This window comes from Chloroflexota bacterium (genome assembly GCA_018825785.1).
GTDB lineage: Bacteria > Chloroflexota > Dehalococcoidia > JACVQG01 > JAHKAY01 > JAHKAY01.
Genome location: JAHKAY010000006.1, coordinates 1 through 19,687 on the forward strand (window position 1 = coordinate 1; position 19,687 = coordinate 19,687).

A 19,687-nucleotide genomic window follows, 5' to 3' on the forward strand; every position below is an offset into this window, starting at 1 on the left:
CGCACACGAGCAAGCAGGAGACCGAACCCGGAATTGTGCTCCCTTCGCTGAGGCTCCTGCCCGGTTGACAGAGTGCTTGTTCAAGGAATTCTCCAAAATCTCCACCGGGAACACTGGAATAGAGAAGGTCCGTTACTTCCCGCCTAAGCAGGGCAACATAGTGGGAGAAAGCCACCTTGCCGCCACGGCCAGTCCTGGGGTCACTAGGGCGCTATTACCAACCAGCTCCCAGCAGGGATGGGCTCGGCTTCGAGGGGCCCTCCCTTTGCTCCCCATCCCAGCTTCCTCTGAGCAGCTAGCACCGCATCCCCTTCGTCCTTATTCAAGCCAAACTCAGAAAACGCCGCATCAGGAGAAGAAGCAAACCGCTCTTTAAACTTGTCATCGGCGAACACTTTGCTGATAAACGCCTGGACCAAATGAAGTCTCATCTTACACCTCCTCAGTGCGACACTCTAGTTTGCCCACATGGGGAACCTTTTGTCAAGCTCTATATCGCAGTCCGACCACTACCTGCATTCCGCCGACAGCAACACAGACCCAGTTGGGCCATGAACTGGGCAAGGTCACTGGGGTAAGGGAACTGGGGCCCTACAAGCCCGAGCCCCTGAATCTCGCGGGAGCAGGCGTAGAAGCTTGGGGCGGGGGGAGGGCCGAAAGTCCCATGAGCCTCCCCCCTTTTTGGGGATGGGTGTTGCACCAAGAACCCTGCATAATGAATGTCGGTGATGCCAGGGCGGTGTCAGGGAGTATGTTGTGCCTAGAAGAGGTCGCCTTGGGGACGCCTTGACTCATCACGAGTCGGGTCTTGGGTGCCGAAAGGGAATATGTGGCCTGTGAAAGGGGTTCTCACCGAAGAGCAAGAGGCAGACGGGTTCGTGGCCTTTGAGGATGTGGAATTTGTCTACATCAGGAGGTTTGGAGAGCTTTGCCTCACCTTTGGCCGCTATACAACGAGGGAGTCCATTAGAGAAGCCGTGGAGAGGATCCGGCGGTCGCCCCCTGGTGGTGGTCAACCGCCGAAATGAGGTGCCACTCTTTCCATTCACTGGCAAGTTCCGCGGCGCGAAAGATTCTGGATACCTGAATTCACGCTAGTTTCTTATCGTCTGGTTGAACTGCAGATTGAACAGAAGTCCATTTCGTCTCACTAGAGAGAGGTCCCCATGACGATGGGGAGCAATGGGCCTATCTAAGGTCTACCCGCCTGATGCGGTTGTTGCTCCTTTCAGCGATGTAGAGGTTCCCCGAGCCAACGGCGAGACCACAAGGAAAGTTGAGCTGTGCCGCCGCGGCCGGGCCCCCATCGCCCACGAAGCCCCCCACCCCGGTCCCGGCCAGGCTGGTGATGGTCCCTGTTGCCAAGTCCACCCTGCGGACGCGGTTGTTCTGGCTGTCGCCAATGTAGAGGTTCGCCGAGTCAACGGCGAGGCCAATGGGAGTGTTGAGCTGTGCTGCCGTAGCCGGGCCCCCATCGCCCGCAAAGCCCCCCGCCCCGGTCCCGGCAAAGGTTGTCATGGTCCCTGTCGCCAGGTCCACCCTGCGGATGCGGTTGCCGATGCCTTCGCTGATGTAAAGGTTAGCCGAGTCAAGGGTGAGGGCATTGGGATTGTTGAGCTGCGCCGCGGTCGCCGGACCCCCATCGCCCCCGAAGCCCGCGGTCCCGCTCCCGGCAAAGATGGAGATGGTCCCCGTCGCCAGGTCCACCCTGCGGACGCGGTTGTTGCCGCTGTCGGCGATGTAGAGGTTCCCCGAGCCAAGGGCGAGGCCTATGGGATTGTTGAGCTGTGCCGCCGTCGCTGGCCCGCCATCGCCCCCGGAGCCTACCGCCCCGTTCCCGGCTAAGGTCGTGATGGTCCCCGTCGCCAAGTCCACCCTGCGGACGCGGTTGTTGCCGCTGTCGGCGATGTAAAGGTTCCCCGAGCCAAGGGCAGCGCTTCTAGGACCGCTGAGTTGTGCCGCTGTCGCCGGGCCGCCATCGCCCCCGAAACCCGAGGTCCCGTTGCCGGCAACGGTGGTGATGGTCCCCGCCGCCAGGTTGACCCTGCGGACGCGGTTGTTGGCTGTGTCGGCGATGTAGAGGTTCCCCGAGTCAACGGCGACGCCATAAGGACCGCTGAGCTGCGCTTCCATAGCCGGGCCGCCATCGCCTGTGGGGACGGTGGTGCCCCCGGCAAAGGTGGTGATGGTGCCCGTCGCCAGGTCGACCCTGCGGACGCGGTTGCCGGCGAACTCGGTTATGTAGAGGTACCCCGAGCCAGAGGCGACGCCAACAGGAAGGGTGAGCTGCGCTGCCGTAGCCGGGCCACCATCGCCCGCGAAGCCCCCCACCCCGGTCCCGGCAAAGGTGGTGATGGTGCCCGTCGCCAGGTTGACCATGCGGACACGGTGGTTGCCCCTGTCGCCGATGTAGAGGCTCACCGAGTCAACGGCGAGGCTTCTAGGATCGTTGAGCTGCGCTGCCGTCGCCGGCCCGCCATCGCCCCCGGAGCCTACCGCTCGTTTCCGGCAAAGGTGGTGATGGTCCTCGCCGACAGGTTGACCCTGCGGATACGGTTGTTGCCACTGTCGGCGACATAGAGGTTCCCCGAGTCAAGGGCGAGGCCTCTGGGGCTGCTTAGCTGCGCTGCCGTGGCCGGGCCGCCATCGCCCCCGTGGCCCCCCTCCCCTGTCCCAGCGAAGGTGGTGATGGTCCCCGTCGCCAGGTCCACCCTGCGGATACGGTTGTTGCCACTGTCGGCGACATAGAGGTTCCCCGAGTCAACGGCGAGGCCTCTGGGGCTGCTTAGCTGCGCTGCCGTGGCCGGGCCGCCATCGCCCCCGTAGCCCCCCTCCCCTGTCCCGGCGAAGGTGGTGATGGTCCCCGTCGCAAGGTCCACCCTGCGGACGCGGTTGTTGCCGCCGTCGGCGATGTAGAGGCTACCAGAGTCAAGGGCGAGGCCCACCGGACCGCTGAGCTGTGCCGCCGTCGCCGGGCCGCCATCGCCAATGGGGAGAGGGCTGCCCGCCACCGTAACAATATTGCCCGCGATGAAGGCTGCGGGTGTTGTGGCGGGAGACTGGGCAGGTGTTGTAGCGGAAGGCTGGGTGGATGTTGCGGTGGGAGACTGGGGTGCAGGCTTGGGTCGAGGCGATGACCATAGGTAGACGCCCACGACCATCAGGGCGATGACTACCGACCCTATCCCGGCTAGCCTGAGCCACCTATATCGTCCAGGGCCCCTTTCACGGATCGGTTCCACAGTGGCAACAGGTTCTACCCGGGCTCCTACGATTGGCTTCGTTGGCTCTACACCGCCTCCCCGCTCAGGCTGCGGGGTCTCTCCAGCAGGAGCACCTAACAGGGCCTCACGGATGTGGGGCCGCTTGGAAATGATCCACTCTTGGACTGCTGGCTTCTGAGTTCTCACCAGTTCAGCCGGAATGCCTGGCTCGCCGATCGCCTCCTGAATTATCTTGGAGATGGTGACCCTATTCAGGTATATTCCCCGAAGCTCTAGCTTCTGCCGAACTCGGGCGATGCTGTGGCCGCCTGCCACCAGCTCCCACACTGCCGCCCTTTCCTCGTTCGTGACATCGGTCCTAACCCAGTCTGGAGCAAACTTGCGGCGAAACTGTCTCATAACTTGATCATAAATTGACCATAATTTGAGCCTATTCTTTCTCAGCCCGTCTGCCTCTTAGTTTAATGTGTGGAACAGCGGAGTTCAACCAGCAGAGAGGAAAGCTGAGGGTAAGCATGCGTAAGAAGAAACGCCAGGGGAAAGAGTAGGGCAGGCCTGCTATTTGAACTTGCCGCCAGAGAATGCGGAAGCCAACCGCCACCCTGCAGAGAAAGGGGGTGAGAAACAGGCGGAAAGAGAAAGCGGCTCATCCTCAGGTGGACTGACAAAAAGAGGAGGTAGAAAATGCGTACAAAGATTCTTCTTGGTCTTGTTGCGGTTGTTCTGGTTGTCTCTGGCCTCTTGCTCGCGGCCTGCTTGGTGCCTGCAGGCAGGACCATAAGCGGTCCAGTAGAGCAAATAAGCAAGGCGGCGTTGCCCAACATAGCTGACCGTTCCGTAGATTTCAGTACCCCGCCTGATGGTGTGGTTGACTATCAAATCCTGACTCGACATCTTGTATCGCAATACACAGGCGTCATGAAAGGATACGGGACCGTCCTGCTGACGGGCACGGACGACCTGAACACCAAAATGACAAGGGCATTTGCCCAAGGAACCTTCTGGGGCACGGTGGGCGACTCGAAACCAGGAGCCATGACATTCTTTGGCAGTCTAGTGACCGACAAGACAAACTCGAATCTCTGGGTGATCAACTCCAGGTATACGGTGGTGGAAGGCAGCGGTAGCGGTGGCCTCGAGGGCATAACCGGTTACGGAGTCTCCAATCTCACGGGTCCTGGGACCGGCCCCTATGTAGGTGACGCCAACTGGTCGTTCACCCTCCCCACCCCTTGAGGTCGCGAGGTCGGGCACAAACCGAATGCAGAGCCGATAGGCAAGAGAAGGCAAGCTGCCGGCAGCGCCCAGAGGCTTGTCTGGGGCATAGCACAGAACCCTGTCAGGCCGGGAAAGGGGGCGAGAGCAGGGTAAGCAGAAGTTGGGAGAAACGGGGAGATAGAGGGTAGGGAAACTGCGGCGGAAGACGGGTGTGGTGGCAGAAGACCACTCCAAAGGGAAGAATTGAAGGAGGAATGAAAATGAAGAAGAAGGTCCTACTGGCAGTCTTGGCAGTACTGGCTCTCCTCATTGTGCCAATGTCACCAGCTATGGCGGTAACAAAGGTACCTATGACGTTCAACATCACAGGGCTTGTTCAGCTCGACCCTGGCAAAGTCTGGACAGAGGGCAATATCATACACACCGACGGCCGTCAGGTGAGAGGAGTATATTCCAGCCCCCAGCTAGGCACTGGGACCTTTGAGGCCACAATGGACCGGAGGTATAGCCTCCTGACGGGAGAGGGAACCTACCTCGCCAAGGCGACTATCACAATTACTGTTGGAGGGTCGCTTGGCCTTGGAACGGGAACCATCTCGGGCACTGGTGAGGCAAAGATTACAGGTCTTACCCAACTCACAGGCAAGGCTGTGTACACGCATGGTACCGGAGGCCTTGCGGGTGTAAAGAAAATGGCTGATTTTTGGACCGTACCTGGCGGCACTGCGGGAGCTGGCACAATCGCATACTAGGACGTAGCCGACACCGCACAGCCAACGGCGAAGGCTCTAACTGTCGTCTTGGGCAAGCTCCCGCCACACTAAAGGGCGGGAGCTTAGCCGTCCGGGGCGGAGGAAATGCGGGGAACAGACCAGCTACCAGACGCTCCGTGATGAGTTGTTCTCCCTCCTGTTCTGGCTCACCTGGGGGGGCCCGACGCCCCACGACCCGTTCCCTGATGCGGGCGCCCGGGTCAGGCCGCCAAATGTGCAACAGACGGACAAAATGTTCCCCAAGGCCGGGCAACGCGCTCCGTCCCACATTTCAGGTCTTGCCCAGCCAGGAAGTCGCTGATAGGGCGGTGCCGAAAGGGCGGAAGCCGCCCAGTTGAGTCTCAAGGTAGGGTCATCCTTCACCGCTGTCGGGGGCATCACGAGCCGGAAGCTGACCACACAGCTTCCGATACCACTCCCGATGCTCACGCCCGCTGACTTTGCGGTACCTGGCGGTGGTGTTGAAGGATGCGTGCCCCAAGTGCTCTTGCAGAAGCCTCAGCCCGTCGCCAGAATCATCCACCTTCACTGCGTGGACGGCAAAGGCGTCCCTGAGGCGGTGGGGGCTCGCGCCAAGAGCCCTGCCCGTCGCCGGGTTCACCATGGGAGGCAGTCCCGCCCTACGGGCAGCCTCCCTCACGACCCGCCACGCCTGGCCGCGACCTATCCCGAAAAATAGGTTCCTCCCGTTCTTGGTTGCCTGATCGCCCTGCCCGACATAGTCCCGGAGCATGTTCAGGGTCTCCTTGTCGATGGGGAGGGTCCTCATTCTGCGGTGCTTCTGTTCTCTTGCCTGGGCCTCTTCCACCCTGGCACCACACTTAGGGCAGAAAGCGTGGGTTCTCCCCAGCCCGGCGTTACATCGGGGGCAGGAAAGCCTTACTCGGGCCTTGAGGTGCTCTATGATGACGGTACCCTGGACAAAGTTGATATCTTCCACCTTGAGGGCAAGGGCCTCCGAGATACGGCACCCGAGACGTGAAAGGACGCGGATGAGTAGCCGGTCCCTGAGAGTGCAGGCAGCAGCTATCAGTTTTTCAACCTCTTCCGGGTCTAGGTAAGCCTTGGGTTCCGGGATGGGACACCTAGCCTTCACGGTGGATGCCCTCCCGGGCATCGGGTGGCCATGGCCACTGCGAATCTGAGGGGGAAGGTTTGACTGTGTCCAGCATTCCCTGGGACGATGGAGCCCCGGCTTTGCGCTCCTGTTTTGCGGCTGATTCCCTCACCCGCCTACGTGCGATAATCTTCGCCAGGATTCTCAAACCGGGGAGACAGGCATGAGGCGAAAAAACCGAACCCTGTTCTGGTCTGTCTGCGCGGTCTGAATAGCGGGACCGTCTCACATTTTGATTCTAAGCCGAAAGCCAATGGCTGGCAAAGCACGTACACTCAATCATACACTATTGACATGTGCTTAATAATGCAGTAACATACAACAGCAAGAGGTGTTAGATACTACAATGGTAGGGAGATGAGAATGCCAAGAACTTACTTACCTCATCAGAAGGCGAAGTGGCTCGACCTATTTGAAAGTGGCAAAAGCGAGAAGTCGATCGCAAACTACGCCAAGTGTGACTACAGGACGGTGAAGAAAGGGATTGAGGAGGCCCGGCGGGATCGCAATGCGATTGCAGCGCAGATTGAGCTTGTCAAGGACGCATTAAGGGGCCATAAGGACCACTTGTTGATGGTGTTGGATGAGATGCGTCTCATGATGGCTATGCCGGCGGATAATCTGGAGATTCGGACCGAAAGAAACGGAAGCATGTTACCCATCTCTTTGACGCGGGCAAGAGTGAGGGCAGGCAACAGCGGAGGTCTGCTGCTCGATGTACCCGCAGAAGAAACAGTCGCCTGGGAGTTGATCCAGCAGCACCTGAAGGGAGATAAGGTTTGGAAAAGCTACAAAGAATGGAAAGAGGCGGTGCTCACCCATATCCAGGCGAAGGTTGATCTGAAGTCGGCGGTTGCCAGGTTCATTAAAGACAAAACCGATCTGGACATCGGTGATGAGGTTTCACAGGGCGACGAGACCGGGCGTGTCTATCCCGAGGCTGTACAGCTCTTCTATGAGGTGGCAACGGCTCGATCGTTGGGGAGAATTGATGGGACCAACCTGGAAGGGCGCATGATGGCAGGAGCGGACGGATATGTGAGAAACGGGGTCGGGGGCACCCCGCTCGCCTACGCCCCCCTGGGGGCGGATGAATGCCGTAGGGAACTACTTCAGGCTTTGGAATCAATCTACAGGTCTTCCGAAGTTGATAGAGTGGGAACGTCCCATAGCAGGCTGCAGGAAGTCACCGATAGAACCAGGCGCACTATCGATGAGATAGCATTGCTCCACATGCTTCCCGGAAGCTGCCGGGTCTGCAGACGTTTGGGAATCAGGTAAAGAGGGAGGAGGAGAACCACCTATGGAAGTCGCGCTTTATGCCCGGGTATCGTCGGAGAAACAGGACACAGACCTGTCTATATCTGCCCAATTGAGGGCATTGAGAGAGTACGCCGCGAAAAATGGCCACCGGGTAGCGAGGGAATTTGTCGATGAGGCCGAGACTGGCAGAACGACAGCCCGCCCGTCGTTTCGGGAGATGATTTTCCTGGCCCGGCGCCCGGATAAGCCGTTTGAGCAGATATTGGTCTGGAAGTACTCGCGATTCGCTCGCAGCCGTGAGGACTCTATCCTCTACAAAGCAATGCTCAAGAAGGCCGGAGTAACGGTCATCTCGATCAACGAACCGTTTGATGACACGCCGACCGGCCGGCTGCTGGAGGGCATCATTGAGAGTCTGGACGAATTCTACTCCGATAACCTGGGGGAAGAAGTCACCAGGGGGATGAGAGAGAGCGCGGGCAGAGGCTTCTATCTATCAAGCCGACCGCCTTACGGCTACCGAAAAGTACGAGTACTGGACGGGAACAGAGAGCGGACCAGACTCGAGCCTGACCCCAATCAAGTCGCGGTGGTGAAAGGCATGTTCGAAGCAGTATGCGATGGCAAGGGACTGACGGATATGGTACGGGATCTAAATGCAAGGAGAATTCCCGGTCCAACCGGGAAGGGGTGGAGCAAAACGGGGGTGTACGGCATACTGACCAACGAGATATGCACCGGCGTGTTTGTCTGGGGAAAGAACAGCAAACGTGGACTACCGCCGGTCCGTACCGAGAATGTCTGCGCTGCGCTGATAGAGAGGGCCACGTTCACCGAAGTGCAGAGCCTCATGAAAGAAAGGGCTCCGATCCATCAACACCCGAAGAGAGTGGCAAGTCCATTTCTCTTCAGCGGGCTGGCGAAGTGCGGCTACTGCGGGAAAGCCCTGGTTGGCAGGTATGCCAAGAGCGGCAAGTTTGCCTACTATGCCTGCGGCACCCTGGACAAGAAAGGGGCTGGGTCATGTCCGGCACACTACGTGAATGCGAACCAGTTCGAAGCGTTGGTTATTGACCGGATCAAGAAGCGAATCCTCACCAGGGAGAATCTCGAGGAACTGGTACGCCTGGTCAACGAAGAGACGGACCTTCAAATGAAGTCGTTGCGGGACGAATTAGACCTGATATCGGGAGCGTCTACCGATGTCGATCATCGCTTGGAACGGTTATATGATGCTATCGAATCAGGCAAAGTGACCGTGGACGACCTCGTGATCAGGATTCGTGAGCTAAGGAGCCGTCAGGCGCAGCTACAGGCGAGGAGAATCACAATTGAAAACCAGATGTCCGACAGGAAGGTGGACCTTGCCGACCTGAAAAGTATAACGGGCTCTCTTAGCGACCTGTATGTGTTACTCAGTGAAGGCACACTGGCTGAACGAAGGACCTTCATCCGGAGTTTTGTGAAGGAGGTCCAGGTGATGGGCAACAAGGCGGTAATGAACTATACGATGCCGGTGTTGCCGGAAAACCTAATCATTCAAAAAGAGGGAGTTCTACCTACCGTACAGTACAGTGGGCGGTATAGGACTTGAACCTATGGCCTCGGCGATGTCAACGCCGCGCTCTAACCGCTGAGCTAACCGCCCCTTCTGGAATTCTATACGGCCCCCGACAAGTTTTCAACCCTCTGGGGACTTGAAAAAGCTGGCCCAGGGCCTACAATAGCTCCCAGTGAGAGGAGATACTACGAGGATGGTCCCAAGAGAGACCATCCCTTTTTTTGGGAAAGGAGGTGAGCCTTGCGGTCGGCCCTTATAGGCAAGATTGAAAAGGCGAAGAGATATGCCCAGGAGCCCCATAGGCTCTCCCTGGACTCCTTCCGGGCCCGCTTCCAGGGGGAGCATGATGCCTACACCTTGCGCTATGAGGAGGGGGCCTGGAACTGTTCCTGCCCCTTTTTCTCCCAGTGGGGCCAGTGTAGTCATACCATGGCCGGCCAGCGCCTCCTGGCCCTCTTCCTACCACAGGCTGGCTAGGGTAAGGAGGAGCATCTGGGGGACACCCCCCAGACCGCCGGTGGGGGCTTCGCCCCCCGCACCTACAAATGATGCCCTAATAACCCGGCTCGGCACTAGCCCCCTTTTTCCTCCGGAGGTATTCTACGGCCTCGGCCACTACAAAGAGGGAGCCCGTGGCCAGGATGAGGTCGGTGGGCAGGGCCCGGGCCAGGGCTTCCTCCAGTGCCCGTGGCACCGAGGGGAAGCCCTCGCAGGCCTGATATTTCTCCCAGACCCCGGCAACCTTTTCCGTGGCGGCCGCCCGGGGGTGGCGGGAGGCGGCCACCAGAACCCTGGCCCCCAGAGGGGACAGCTCCCGTGCCATGCCTTCTATGTCCTTGTCCACCGAGGTGCCGAAGACCAGGACAGGCCGGCGGCCGGGGAAGAGGGCCAGGACCGCCTCCCTCAGCCTGCCGGCGGAGTCGGCGTTGTGGGCCCCGTCCACCACCACCAGGGGTGCCTCCTGGAGGACCTGGAGCCGCCCCGGCCAGGATACCTCTGCCATTCCCCGGGCCAGGCTCTCGGCCGTTATGCGCGGGAAGTGGGGCGTGAGGGCCTCGAGCACCGCCACCGCTGTGGCCGCGTTCTCCTGCTGGTGGGCCCCCAGGAGGGGGATAAAGAGCTGGTATCTCCCTCTCCGCCCCAAGACCTCCAGGGCCTGGCCCCGCAGGCTGGCCTCTCCCCCCCCCCAGGTGATATCCCGGCCCACCAGGGTAAGGCTTGCCCCCCTCTCCCGACATATTCCCTCAAGGACCCTCAGTGCCGCCGGCGGCTGAGGGGCGCTGACCACCGTGGCCCCCGGCTTGATGATGCCCCCCTTCTCCCGGGCGATGTCCTCTACCTTTGTTCCCAGCAGGGCGGTATGGTCCAGGCTGAGGGAGGTGACGACGGCCACCAGGGGCTCCACGATGTTGGTGGCGTCCAGCCTCCCCCCCAGCCCCACCTCCAGCACCTGGACCTCCACACCCTTCCGGGCAAAGTGGTCCAGGGCCAGGGCGGTGAGGAGCTCAAAAGTGGTGAGCTTATCTCTGTACTCCATTCCTTCTATCGCCACCTTCAGCCTCCCCACCCCCAGGGAGAAGTTCCTGGGGGAGATGGGCCGGCCGTCCACCCTTATCCTCTCCCGGATGTGGTGGAGGTGGGGGGAGGTGTAAAGCCCCGTGCGGTAGCCCGAGAAAGCGAGCCCCCAGGCCACCATGGCGGCGGTGCTCCCCTTCCCCTTGGTGCCGGCGATGTGGACGGTGGGGAGGGCCCGGTGCGGGTCCCCCAGCCGGGCCATAAGCCCCCTCATCCTCCCCAGGTCAAAGTCCGCCGGGGAATAGAGAAAGCTGGGGAGCTTCTCATAATCGGTAAAGCCGAGGAGGAACTCCACAGCCTGCCGATAGGTCATAAAGATATATTACAATTTTCTAGAACTTTCTAGAAATGCCCAGGGGCAACCAAGCCCAATGATGAATAAGTAACCCTGAGACCCTTCGCTGCGCTCAGGGTGACAAACAGTTCTGTCAGGGTGACAAGCAGCCCTGTCATTCTGAGCGGAGCGAAGAATCTGGTTTTGGCCCCCGCGGGATAGGCGGAGCAGGACTTTCGTCCTCCCTCCCGGAGGGGGTATTGACAAAAGGTGAGAAAAGGGTATGATAGATGACAGTTGAATATTTTCTAGCTGGACCCCGGACATGCGGGGCGTGTGTTGTTTATTGCCCCGGGGAAAGGGTCCTGAAAGGGAGGCTGACCGGAAAGCAGGCCTGGACAACTTAATAGCACATCTGCCCTGAAGAGCAGCCTAGAAGTTTTTAAGAATCTTTTAAAAAAGTCGTCAAAAGGGCTTGACAAGTGGGGTGGGTATGTTATCATCCCGCTTAGGCTCGACAAGAAAGGAGGGCCAGATGTGAAAAGGGAATCATTTGGGTAGCCCCGGGTAGAGCTAAGCTTTATCTGGGGCGCAGTGCGTTTAAGAAGGGTATTTAAATCAAGGAGGTTAAGTGAAAGGAAAATTCCCAAGGCTCTTTAAGCTGGCCATGGCCCTGGCCCTGGTTGTGGGGCTGGTGCCCATCATGGCCGCCCCGGCCTCGGCCGCTGTCACGGCCGTAACGGCCGCTCCCACCCCCAACACTGTCTCAGACAATGCACAGTACACCATCGGCTTCACGACTGCCGACGGTGTGGGGCTGGGGGGCACAATCACCGTAACTTTCCCCAGCGGCACGACGGTGCCGGCCACAATCTCCAAGAACAGCATATCCATTAACGGCGTGTTACTGACCCTGGACCCAAGCGTGGTAGGCAGGGCAGTCACCATGCAGCCCCCTGTGGCAATCGCCCTTGGAGCCAGCCCCACCATCGTCTTCTCCCAGCTAGCGGGGATTCTGAACCCCAATCTGGGAACGACCACCGCCACGTTAAGCGTGGCCACGGGGACTGAGTCTGCGGTAAACTCTGCGGCCTACACCATTGTACGGACCCTGAGCCGCAGCCCCTCCTCGGGCGTCCGCGGCACCAGCACCGCGGTCTCCGGGAAAGGCTTTGCGCCGGCAACCACGGCTAACGTGAGGCTTCAGGTCACTTCCGGCACCGATACCGCTGGCGCGGGCGCGTGGCTGACAGACGCAACGAAGAACTTCCTGAGCACTGGTGTATCGCCCCTGAGCGTAGCTGTCGGTGACACGGTCATTAACACCACTGACGGCTCGCTGGCTGTAATCACCGCCGTTACTGCCACGACACTGGCAGGAACGCTGACAGGTGGAACGGCTAATGTGTGGGCCCTTGGAAACGCCTACCGGGTCCTCCGTGCGTCAACGCTGGGCAGCGGTCTGGTGGCCTCTGACGGCACCTTCACGGCCTCCTCCTTCGCCGCCAGCGTAGGGCCCTTTGTCGCGGGCTCCAATACCCTTGTGGTCATTGACGGTTCGGGGTTGGCGTCGCTTACCACTACCTCGTTCACCGTGAGCGCAAAGATCACCCTGAACCCCGCCTCGGGGAAGCCGGGCGACACCATAACGGTAACGACCCAGGACTTCCGTGCCGCGGGGCCAAATATTGCCACCATCACCTTTGAGGGGTCAGCGCTTGCTACTACGATCCCTCCTCTACCTATCGCTCACGTCCTGGGGGCCGCGACCTTCACCTTTGTGGTGCCCCAGGCCACAGCGGGTGACAAGAATGTGATAGTTGGCGACAACCAGGCCACTCCGCTCACTGCCACGACCAAGTTCACCGTGACGGGCATTCCCATTGTTGCCTCTCCCGCCAGCGGGGTCATCGGCAACACGGTGACCCTGACAGGGTCGGGCTACCCGGGAGTCAACATTCCGATAGGAAGCATCCAGTTCGGTGGACAGCCCTGGAACAACAATGTGGTAACCATCTCGGGGGGGCAGTTTGCGACGACTCTCAACCTGTCCAATACTGGTATTGCGACGGTGGAGTCTGCGGCCGCGACCCCGGGCACCTACACCATTACCGTTGTTGACAACACGGGATTCAGCGGCACCGCGAGCTACACTGTTGCCGCCCGCTCCATCACCGTGACTCCTGATAGCAGCGCCATGGGCAGCTCGATAGTGATAAGGGGCGTGGGCTTCCCGGCCAATAGAATCGCCCTTATCTCGTACGGCGCAGCTGGGGGTATCGGGACGGGGCTGATTGACAACTCAGGGAACTTTGCTGGGGCCGTAGTCGTTCCGACCGGGTTGACGCCTGGCACCCAGAACACGGTAACGGCGAGTTCCACGACGGCGGCGGCCACTACCGTAACCGCCACGGCCACTCACAGCATTCCGGCGGGGGCGGTAACCCTTTCCGTCAGCAGCGCGAATCCCGGTTCCACTGTCAGGGTTAGCGGCACAGGCTTCCCGTCCTACTCCCAGGTGGCGTTCCTGACCATCGGGGGCCTGAGTGCCCTACCCTTGCCGTCCCCGGCCACGGACGGAGTGGGCAGCTTCTCCGCGAACGTCCTCGTTCCTGCCCTGCCTGTGGGCCCCACCATCGTGGTGGTCACGGTTGGTACGGTAACGGGGACAACTCTGGTCACGATAACGACAACGGCTATAACCCCGGGCACGGCCCTGGCGGGGATCGCCGGGAAGTACACCCGGGTGTGGGGCTATAATGCCGCCACCAAGGCCCATTTGCTCTATGACCCGGCCGTACCTGCCATCAGCGACCTGACGGCTCTGGCAAGAGGTCAGGGCTACTGGATTAACTGCACGGAGGCCGTTACGCTGGTCTACGGAGCTAACCAGTATGTCCTCGTGCCGGGCTGGAACCTTATCGGCTGGCTGGACTAAGAAGAGGAGATAGGCCTGAAGGGGTGGGGCCGCACACAGCGGCCCCACCCCAGGGCCGATTGAAGGAGGAAGGATGACGAGAATAAGAATCTTAGCCCTGCTGGCGCTGGTAGGCCTGTTGGTCCTGTTGCCAGCGGTGGCCTTCGCCCAGCCAAATGCCCACCGCTTCTACGGCACGGCCACGCTGGACGGGGCCGCGGTCTCGGTCGGCTCAGCGGTGGCCGCCACGGTCGGTGGGGACATCTACAGCACTACCACCACCGATGCCGCCGGAAGCTATGTCCTCACCGCCGCCTCGACGGACATCACCAAGAGCTATGCCGGACAGACGGTGGCCTTCACCGTAAGGGGCTATGCCGCCACGCAGACGGCTACCTGGACGGCCGGTGGGGTGACCAATCTGAACCTCACCGCCCGCACCGCTCCCCCTGCGGCGGCTGCCATTACCCTTAGCCCGACAAGCGGCCTGGCCGCCACCACCATCAGCGGCAGCAACTTCGCCGCCGGCTCTACGGTCACCGTTTCCTGGGCGGGGACAACGGTGCCCACGGTCCCGGCTACAGTTACAGTGGGGGGGACCGGCGCCTTCAGCGCCATCATCGCCGTCCCCACGGCTACGGTTGGCTCCTACACCGTCAGGGCAGCGGATGCCACCGGCAACGCGGGAACGGCTAGCTTCTCCGTAGTGGCCGGGCCTGCCGGGCCTGCCGGGCCTGCCGGGCCTGTTGGGCCTGCCGGACCTGCTGGAGCTATCGGAGCTCAAGGGCCTGCTGGACCCGCCGGAGCTCAGGGGCCTGCTGGTGTTCAAGGGCCTGCTGGGCCTGCCGGACCCGCCGGAGTCAGGGGTGACACCGGGCCTGCCGGGCCTGCCGGAGCTGCCGGGCCTGCCGGAGCTCAAGGGCCTGCTGGGGCCAAGGGTGACACCGGGACCGCCGGGCCTACTGGTGCCCAGGGGGTTGCCGGAGCCCAAGGGCCTGCTGGGGCCAAGGGTGACACCGGCGCCCAAGGGGCCGCCGGACCTCAGGGGCTTGCGGGGGTTGCCGGACCTGCTGGACCTGCCGGACCCGCCGGAGCTATTGGTCCTAAGGGGGCCACGGGTGACGCCGGTGCGGACGCCCCGACGGCCATTGTCTGGATAGGCCTCATCCTGGCGGTGGTGGCCATCATCATGGGGGCCATTGCCGTAATGAGGAAGCCCAAGGCTCTCTAGAGCCTCAAGGCACAAAAAGGGCGGGTCGCAGAAGCGACCCGCCCTTTCCTTTTAGTTAAAGACCCTAGCGGCGGTAGTCCAGGAGAATCAATCTGGTCTCGGCGGGGAGGGTAACCCGGGAGATGGAGAGGCGGGGTTGGGGGACTGCTGCCTCTGCCCCCATCTCCTTGAGGAAGGGTACCACAGGCTCCAGGTTGGCCCCTCCCGACTCTGTGCGGTAGTGCATGGGGATGACTACCCGGGGCTCCAGGGCCCTGACCAGCCCGGCGGCAGCCCTTGCCCCCATGGCCGCTCCCCCACCCACAGGCACCAGCAACACGTCCACCCGCCCTAACCCCCCCACCATCTCCGAGGAAAGGGGATGGCCCAGGTCCCCCAGGTGCAGCACCCGGACATCGTCCATCTCCACCAGGTATATGGTATTCCTCCCCAGCTTCTTTCCCTGCTCGCCATCGTGGTAGGTGGCCAGGCCCAGAACAAAGACTCCCCTGGTCTCATACTCCCCGGGGCCCTGGATAATCCGGGGCCCCCCACCCACCCCCACCCCGTAGCTATGGCCGGGATGAGAATGGCTTATGGTGACGATGTCTGCCTGAGGGCCGGGCCAAGGATAGCCCAGGGAGGGGTCAAAAGGGTCGGCGAGGAGCCCTGCCTCCTTCCCCTTGAGGCGAAAGCAGCTATGGCCCAGAAAGCTGACCTCCACAGGCGGCAGTATAACCACTGCCCCTCCCCCCGTCAACCCCTTCACACTCCCTCCCGACGCCCGCTAAAGACAGGCCGCCGGGGGAACACACCCCCTGGGAATTGACAACCCCCCTTTCAGAATGGGGGAGAGTCCCTAAGGGGCCCAGGGGGCGAAGCCCCCCGACCCCTTGACACCCCTACCCCCAGATGCTAAAGTATGACTATTAGCACTCGGGGCTGCCGAGTGCTAATAGAGGAAAAGATGCTTACAGTGAGGCAGGCAGAGGTCTTGAAGGCGGTCGTGGGGGGGTATATAGCCTCCGGGATGCCGGTGGGGTCGGAGGTTATCTGGCGTCACGGCCAGTTGGGGGTGAGCCCGGCCACTATCCGGAATGAGATGGCGGAGCTGGAAGAGATGGGCTACATCCTCCGGCCCCATATTTCGGCGGGGGGTGTCCCCTCGGACCTCGGCTACCGGTACTATGTGGAATCCCTGGGGGGCGCCCCTCCTCTGCCCCCTTCAGAACAGCTCCTACTCCGGCATCTCTTCCATCAGGTAGAGAAGGAGCTTGAGGAATGGGCCCGCCTTGCCGCCGTTTTTCTCTCCCGTTTCACCGGGAATATAGCGGTGGTAACCCAGCCCCGGGCGCAGGAGGCCCGGCTCAAAAGGGTGGAGATGGTGGCCCTGCAGGAGTTCCTGGCCCTGATGCTCCTCGTCCTCTGGGAGGTCCGCGTCAAGCAACAGCTGCTTGCTTTTGACCGCCCCGTCTCGCAGGGGGAGCTGGATGACATAGCGCGCCAGTTCAACCAGGACTACTCCGGCCTTACCCCTTCCCAGATGCGAGAGAAGGGGCTGCCCGAGGGGGAACTGGCAAGAAAGGCAGCAGAGGCCATGATTGACGCCATGGAAGGGGTGGGGGGGAAGGAGCCTTATGTCCATGGCCTTACCCAGATGCTGGCCCAGCCCGAGTTCGGGGAACCCGAGAAAAAGACAGTGCTGGAGGCCCTGGAGGAGAGCCAGGTCCTCCAGGTTGTCCTCTCCGGGATTCCCTGGGAGGAGGGGGTAAGGGTTATTATCGGCAGCGAAAACCCGGAAACAAGCCTCCAGCATTTGAGCTTGGTGGCCAGGCGCTATGGCTCCCCCGGCCGGGTGGGGGGCACCGTTGCCGTCCTGGGCCCTACCCGCATGAGATACCCCCAGACCATGGCTGCTGTTAGCTACCTCTCCCGCATCCTCTCCAGCCTGGTAGGGGAACTATATGCCTGAGGAGACGAGATGGCCGAGGCGAAAGAGTCCCCGGAGGAAAATATGGACCTTCAGAAGGAGGCCCCTGTAGAGGACCTGAATAAAGCCCTGGAGGCGGAAAAGGCCAGGGCAGAATCCTATCTGGCCAGCTGGCAGCGGGCCCAGGCCGATTTCCTCAACCTTAAGCGCCGCACCGAGCAGGAGAAGGAGGAAACCGTCAAGTTCTCCAATGCCATGCTCATCCTCAATCTCTTGGCAGTGATGGATGACCTGGAGCGGGCACTCAACTCCATCTCCACCCATCTAGCGGGGCTCACCTGGGTGGACGGGGTAAAGCTTATCTACCGCAAGTTCCTGGCCATCCTGGAGGCCCAGGGCCTCCAGGATGTCAAGGCCGTTGGGGAGCCCTTTGACCCCCGCTACCACGAGGCGGTGCTACAGGCTGAGGGGGAAGAGGGGATGGTCCTGGAGGAGGTACAGAAGGGCTACAAGCTCCATGACCGGGTCATCCGTCCCGCCATGGTGGTGGTGGGCAAGGGCAAGAAGAAAGAAAAAGTCACCGAAGAGGGCGAAAAGACCCCTGAGGAAAAGGGAGGCTAGATATGGCAAGGGCAATAGGTATTGACCTGGGCACTACTCTGAGCGAGGTAGCTGTGGTAGAAGGGGGACAGCCGGTCATCATCCCCGGTCAGGATGGCCAGAGGCTCCTCCCCTCGGTGGTGGCCATTTCCAAAAAAGGGGAAAGGCTGGTGGGCTGGGCCGCCAGGCGCCAGGGTGTCACCAACGCGGAGAACACCATCTATTCCATCAAGCGCTTTATGGGCCGAAAGTTCGGGGAACCTCACGGCCGGGAACTCCCGGTGGAGGAAGATGCCCGGCGGATGACATATAAGGTTACCCCGGCCCCCAATGGCGATGTGCAGGTGGTGATGGGGGACAAGGCGTACAGCCCCCCGGAGATATCCGCCACAATCCTCCAGAGGCTCAAGGCCGATGCCGAGGCCTATCTGGGGGAGCCGGTCACCGAGGCGGTCATCACCGTCCCCGCCTATTTCAACGATGCCCAGCGCCAGGCTACCAAGGATGCCGGGGAGATCGCCGGGCTCAAGGTGTTGCGCATCATCAACGAGCCCACCGCCTCGGCCCTGGCCTATGGCGTGGATAAGAAAAAGGAGCAGACCATTGCTGTCTACGACCTGGGCGGGGGCACCTTTGATGTCTCCATCCTGGAGCTGGGGGAGGGGACCTTCCAGGTGAAGTCCACCGCCGGGGACACCCACCTGGGCGGCGACGACTTTGACCAGAAGGTCATTGAGTGGCTCGTCCATGAGTTCAAGAGGGACACGGGGATTGACCTGAAGGGGGACCGCACGGCCCTCCAGCGCCTGAGGGAGGGGGCGGAGAAGGCCAAGGTTGAGCTCTCCAACCTGCCCCAGACGGAGATAAACCTGCCCTTCATCACCGCCGATGCCTCGGGCCCCAAGCACCTGACCTACACCCTGACCCGGGCCAAGCTGGAACAGCTCACCATGGACCTGGTGGAGAAGACCGTGGGCCCCTGCCGCCAGGCCATGGAGGATGCCGGACTGAGGCCGGAGCAGATTGATGAGGTGCTGCTTGTGGGCGGCCAAACCCGGATGCCCCTGGTGCGGGAAAAGGTCAAGGCCGTCTTTGGCAAGGAGCCCAACAAGGGCATCAACCCCGACGAGGCGGTGGCCATGGGGGCAGCTATCCAGGCCGCGGTGCTCAAGGGGGAGGTGAAAGACGTCCTCCTCCTGGATGTCACCCCCCTGACCCTTTCCATAGAGACCCTGGGCGGGGTGGCCACCCCCCTCATCCCCCGCAATACTACCATCCCCACCTCCAAGTCCCAGACCTTCACCACCGCTGCCGAGAGCCAGACCTCGGTGGAGATACATGTTGTCCAGGGCGAGCGCCCCATGGCCACCGACAACAAGGGCCTGGGGCAGTTCATCCTGGACGGCATTCTCCCTGCCCCCAGGGGGATGCCTCAGATTGAGGTCAGCTTTGACATAGACGCCAACGGCATCCTCAGCGTCCGTGCCCGGGACAAGGGGACGGGCCGGGAGCAGAAGATGACCATCATCCCCTCCAGCGGCCTCACCAAGGATGAGATTGAGAAGATGAAGCGGGAAGGGGAAATGCATGCCGCCGAGGATGCCCGCAAGAAAGAGGAAGCCGAGCTCAGGAACAGCGCCGATAGCCTGGCCTACTCCACCGAAAAGACCCTGAGAGAGCAGGGGGACAAGATACCACCCCCCTTGAAGCAGGAAGTAGAAGGCAAGCTCAAGGCCCTGCGCACCGCCCTTCAGGGAAAGGATATGGAGTCGGTGCGCCGGACCATGGCCGAGCTCTCCCAGTCCATGCAGAAAATAGGGGCCGCCGTCTACCAGCAGGCCGGGACCCCTCCCCCTGGAGGTGAAGCGCCCGGAGGCGAGCCCTCCGGGGAGACCAAGCCCCCCGAGGGCACCATAGAGGGGGAGTTCCGGGAGGTATAGCCGGGCACCGCCTCTGACCCCAGGGCCAGCTGGTCTCCAGAAGAGGACCGGCTGGCCCTGATAGTTTCCGGCCCAGGACTATTTT

Annotated in this window: 17 protein-coding genes and 1 tRNA gene; 11 read left to right on the forward strand and 7 right to left on the reverse strand. The window is 61.3% G+C overall.

What is annotated here, in order from left to right; translation table 11 throughout:
* Positions 1 to 203 precede the first annotated feature (203 nt).
* Positions 204 to 419: a hypothetical protein gene (locus tag KJ624_00890; protein ID MBU2008398.1), complete on the reverse strand. Its 216-nt coding sequence runs from the start codon at positions 417 to 419 to the stop codon at positions 204 to 206.
* 417 nt (positions 420 to 836) lie between these two features.
* On the opposite strand from KJ624_00890, the gene KJ624_00895 reads away from it, so the two are divergent.
* Entirely contained in the window at positions 837 to 1,028 is a 192-nt protein-coding gene (locus KJ624_00895) for a hypothetical protein (protein ID MBU2008399.1), read from the forward strand.
* Between the two features lie 160 nt (positions 1,029 to 1,188).
* Here the strand turns inward: KJ624_00895 and KJ624_00900 are convergent, their stop codons facing one another.
* Positions 1,189 to 2,421: a hypothetical protein gene (locus tag KJ624_00900; protein MBU2008400.1), complete on the reverse strand. Its 1,233-nt coding sequence runs from the start codon at positions 2,419 to 2,421 to the stop codon at positions 1,189 to 1,191.
* Positions 2,422 to 2,492: 71 nt separating this feature from the next.
* Positions 2,493 to 3,161, reverse strand: a complete 669-nt coding sequence (locus KJ624_00905) for a hypothetical protein (protein ID MBU2008401.1) — start codon at positions 3,159 to 3,161, stop codon at positions 2,493 to 2,495.
* A gap of 747 nt (positions 3,162 to 3,908) precedes the next feature.
* On the opposite strand from KJ624_00905, the gene KJ624_00910 reads away from it, so the two are divergent.
* Both KJ624_00910 and KJ624_00915 read left to right on the forward strand, forming a co-directional pair.
* Positions 3,909 to 4,460 (forward strand): DUF3224 domain-containing protein, encoded by a 552-nt coding sequence (locus tag KJ624_00910; protein ID MBU2008402.1) that lies wholly within the window; start codon positions 3,909 to 3,911, stop codon positions 4,458 to 4,460.
* Between the two features lie 242 nt (positions 4,461 to 4,702).
* Positions 4,703 to 5,194, forward strand: a complete 492-nt coding sequence (locus tag KJ624_00915) for a hypothetical protein (protein MBU2008403.1) — start codon at positions 4,703 to 4,705, stop codon at positions 5,192 to 5,194.
* A 373-nt stretch (positions 5,195 to 5,567) separates the two neighbouring features.
* On the opposite strand, the gene KJ624_00920 is transcribed toward KJ624_00915, so the two are convergent.
* On the reverse strand, positions 5,568 to 6,332 hold the full coding sequence (locus KJ624_00920) for a site-specific integrase (GenBank protein ID MBU2008404.1): 765 nt from the start codon (positions 6,330 to 6,332) through the stop codon (positions 5,568 to 5,570).
* 363 nt (positions 6,333 to 6,695) lie between these two features.
* On the opposite strand from KJ624_00920, the gene KJ624_00925 reads away from it, so the two are divergent.
* Together KJ624_00925 and KJ624_00930 are read left to right on the forward strand one after the other, a co-directional pair.
* The gene (locus tag KJ624_00925; GenBank protein ID MBU2008405.1) at positions 6,696 to 7,613 is read left to right on the forward strand and encodes a hypothetical protein; all 918 of its coding nucleotides are present in this window, start codon (positions 6,696 to 6,698) and stop codon (positions 7,611 to 7,613) included.
* A 22-nt stretch (positions 7,614 to 7,635) separates the two neighbouring features.
* Entirely contained in the window at positions 7,636 to 9,189 is a 1,554-nt protein-coding gene (locus KJ624_00930) for a recombinase family protein (protein ID MBU2008406.1), read from the forward strand.
* Here KJ624_00930 and KJ624_00935 read toward each other — a convergent pair.
* Positions 9,171 to 9,243: transfer RNA gene (locus tag KJ624_00935), tRNA-Val, on the reverse strand. The two genes, KJ624_00930 and KJ624_00935, sit on opposite strands and share 19 nt — an antisense overlap.
* A gap of 153 nt (positions 9,244 to 9,396) precedes the next feature.
* Between KJ624_00935 and KJ624_00940 the strand changes: the two genes are divergently transcribed.
* Complete coding sequence (locus tag KJ624_00940) at positions 9,397 to 9,633, forward strand: hypothetical protein (GenBank protein ID MBU2008407.1); 237 nt, start codon at positions 9,397 to 9,399, stop codon at positions 9,631 to 9,633.
* Between the two features lie 76 nt (positions 9,634 to 9,709).
* Here the strand turns inward: KJ624_00940 and KJ624_00945 are convergent, their stop codons facing one another.
* Positions 9,710 to 11,044 (reverse strand): bifunctional folylpolyglutamate synthase/dihydrofolate synthase, encoded by a 1,335-nt coding sequence (locus KJ624_00945; protein MBU2008408.1) that lies wholly within the window; start codon positions 11,042 to 11,044, stop codon positions 9,710 to 9,712.
* Between the two features lie 592 nt (positions 11,045 to 11,636).
* Here KJ624_00945 and KJ624_00950 point away from each other — a divergent pair.
* Together KJ624_00950 and KJ624_00955 are read left to right on the forward strand one after the other, a co-directional pair.
* On the forward strand, positions 11,637 to 13,943 hold the full coding sequence (locus KJ624_00950) for a hypothetical protein (GenBank protein ID MBU2008409.1): 2,307 nt from the start codon (positions 11,637 to 11,639) through the stop codon (positions 13,941 to 13,943).
* A 73-nt stretch (positions 13,944 to 14,016) separates the two neighbouring features.
* Positions 14,017 to 15,153 (forward strand): collagen-like protein, encoded by a 1,137-nt coding sequence (locus tag KJ624_00955; protein ID MBU2008410.1) that lies wholly within the window; start codon positions 14,017 to 14,019, stop codon positions 15,151 to 15,153.
* A 64-nt stretch (positions 15,154 to 15,217) separates the two neighbouring features.
* Here KJ624_00955 and KJ624_00960 read toward each other — a convergent pair whose 3' ends face one another.
* Positions 15,218 to 15,865 (reverse strand): MBL fold metallo-hydrolase, encoded by a 648-nt coding sequence (locus KJ624_00960; GenBank protein ID MBU2008411.1) that lies wholly within the window; start codon positions 15,863 to 15,865, stop codon positions 15,218 to 15,220.
* A 234-nt stretch (positions 15,866 to 16,099) separates the two neighbouring features.
* Here KJ624_00960 and hrcA point away from each other — a divergent pair, with 234 nt between their 5' ends.
* The 3 genes from hrcA to dnaK are packed head-to-tail and all read left to right on the forward strand — an operon-like array spanning position 16,100 to position 19,602.
* On the forward strand, positions 16,100 to 17,104 hold the full coding sequence (gene hrcA / locus KJ624_00965) for a heat-inducible transcriptional repressor HrcA (protein ID MBU2008412.1): 1,005 nt from the start codon (positions 16,100 to 16,102) through the stop codon (positions 17,102 to 17,104).
* A 9-nt stretch (positions 17,105 to 17,113) separates the two neighbouring features.
* Positions 17,114 to 17,683, forward strand: a complete 570-nt coding sequence (locus KJ624_00970) for a nucleotide exchange factor GrpE (protein ID MBU2008413.1) — start codon at positions 17,114 to 17,116, stop codon at positions 17,681 to 17,683.
* A gap of 2 nt (positions 17,684 to 17,685) precedes the next feature.
* A complete protein-coding gene (gene dnaK / locus KJ624_00975) occupies positions 17,686 to 19,602 on the forward strand; it encodes a molecular chaperone DnaK (protein ID MBU2008414.1) in 1,917 nt (638 codons plus the stop codon).
* Positions 19,603 to 19,687 lie beyond the last annotated feature (85 nt).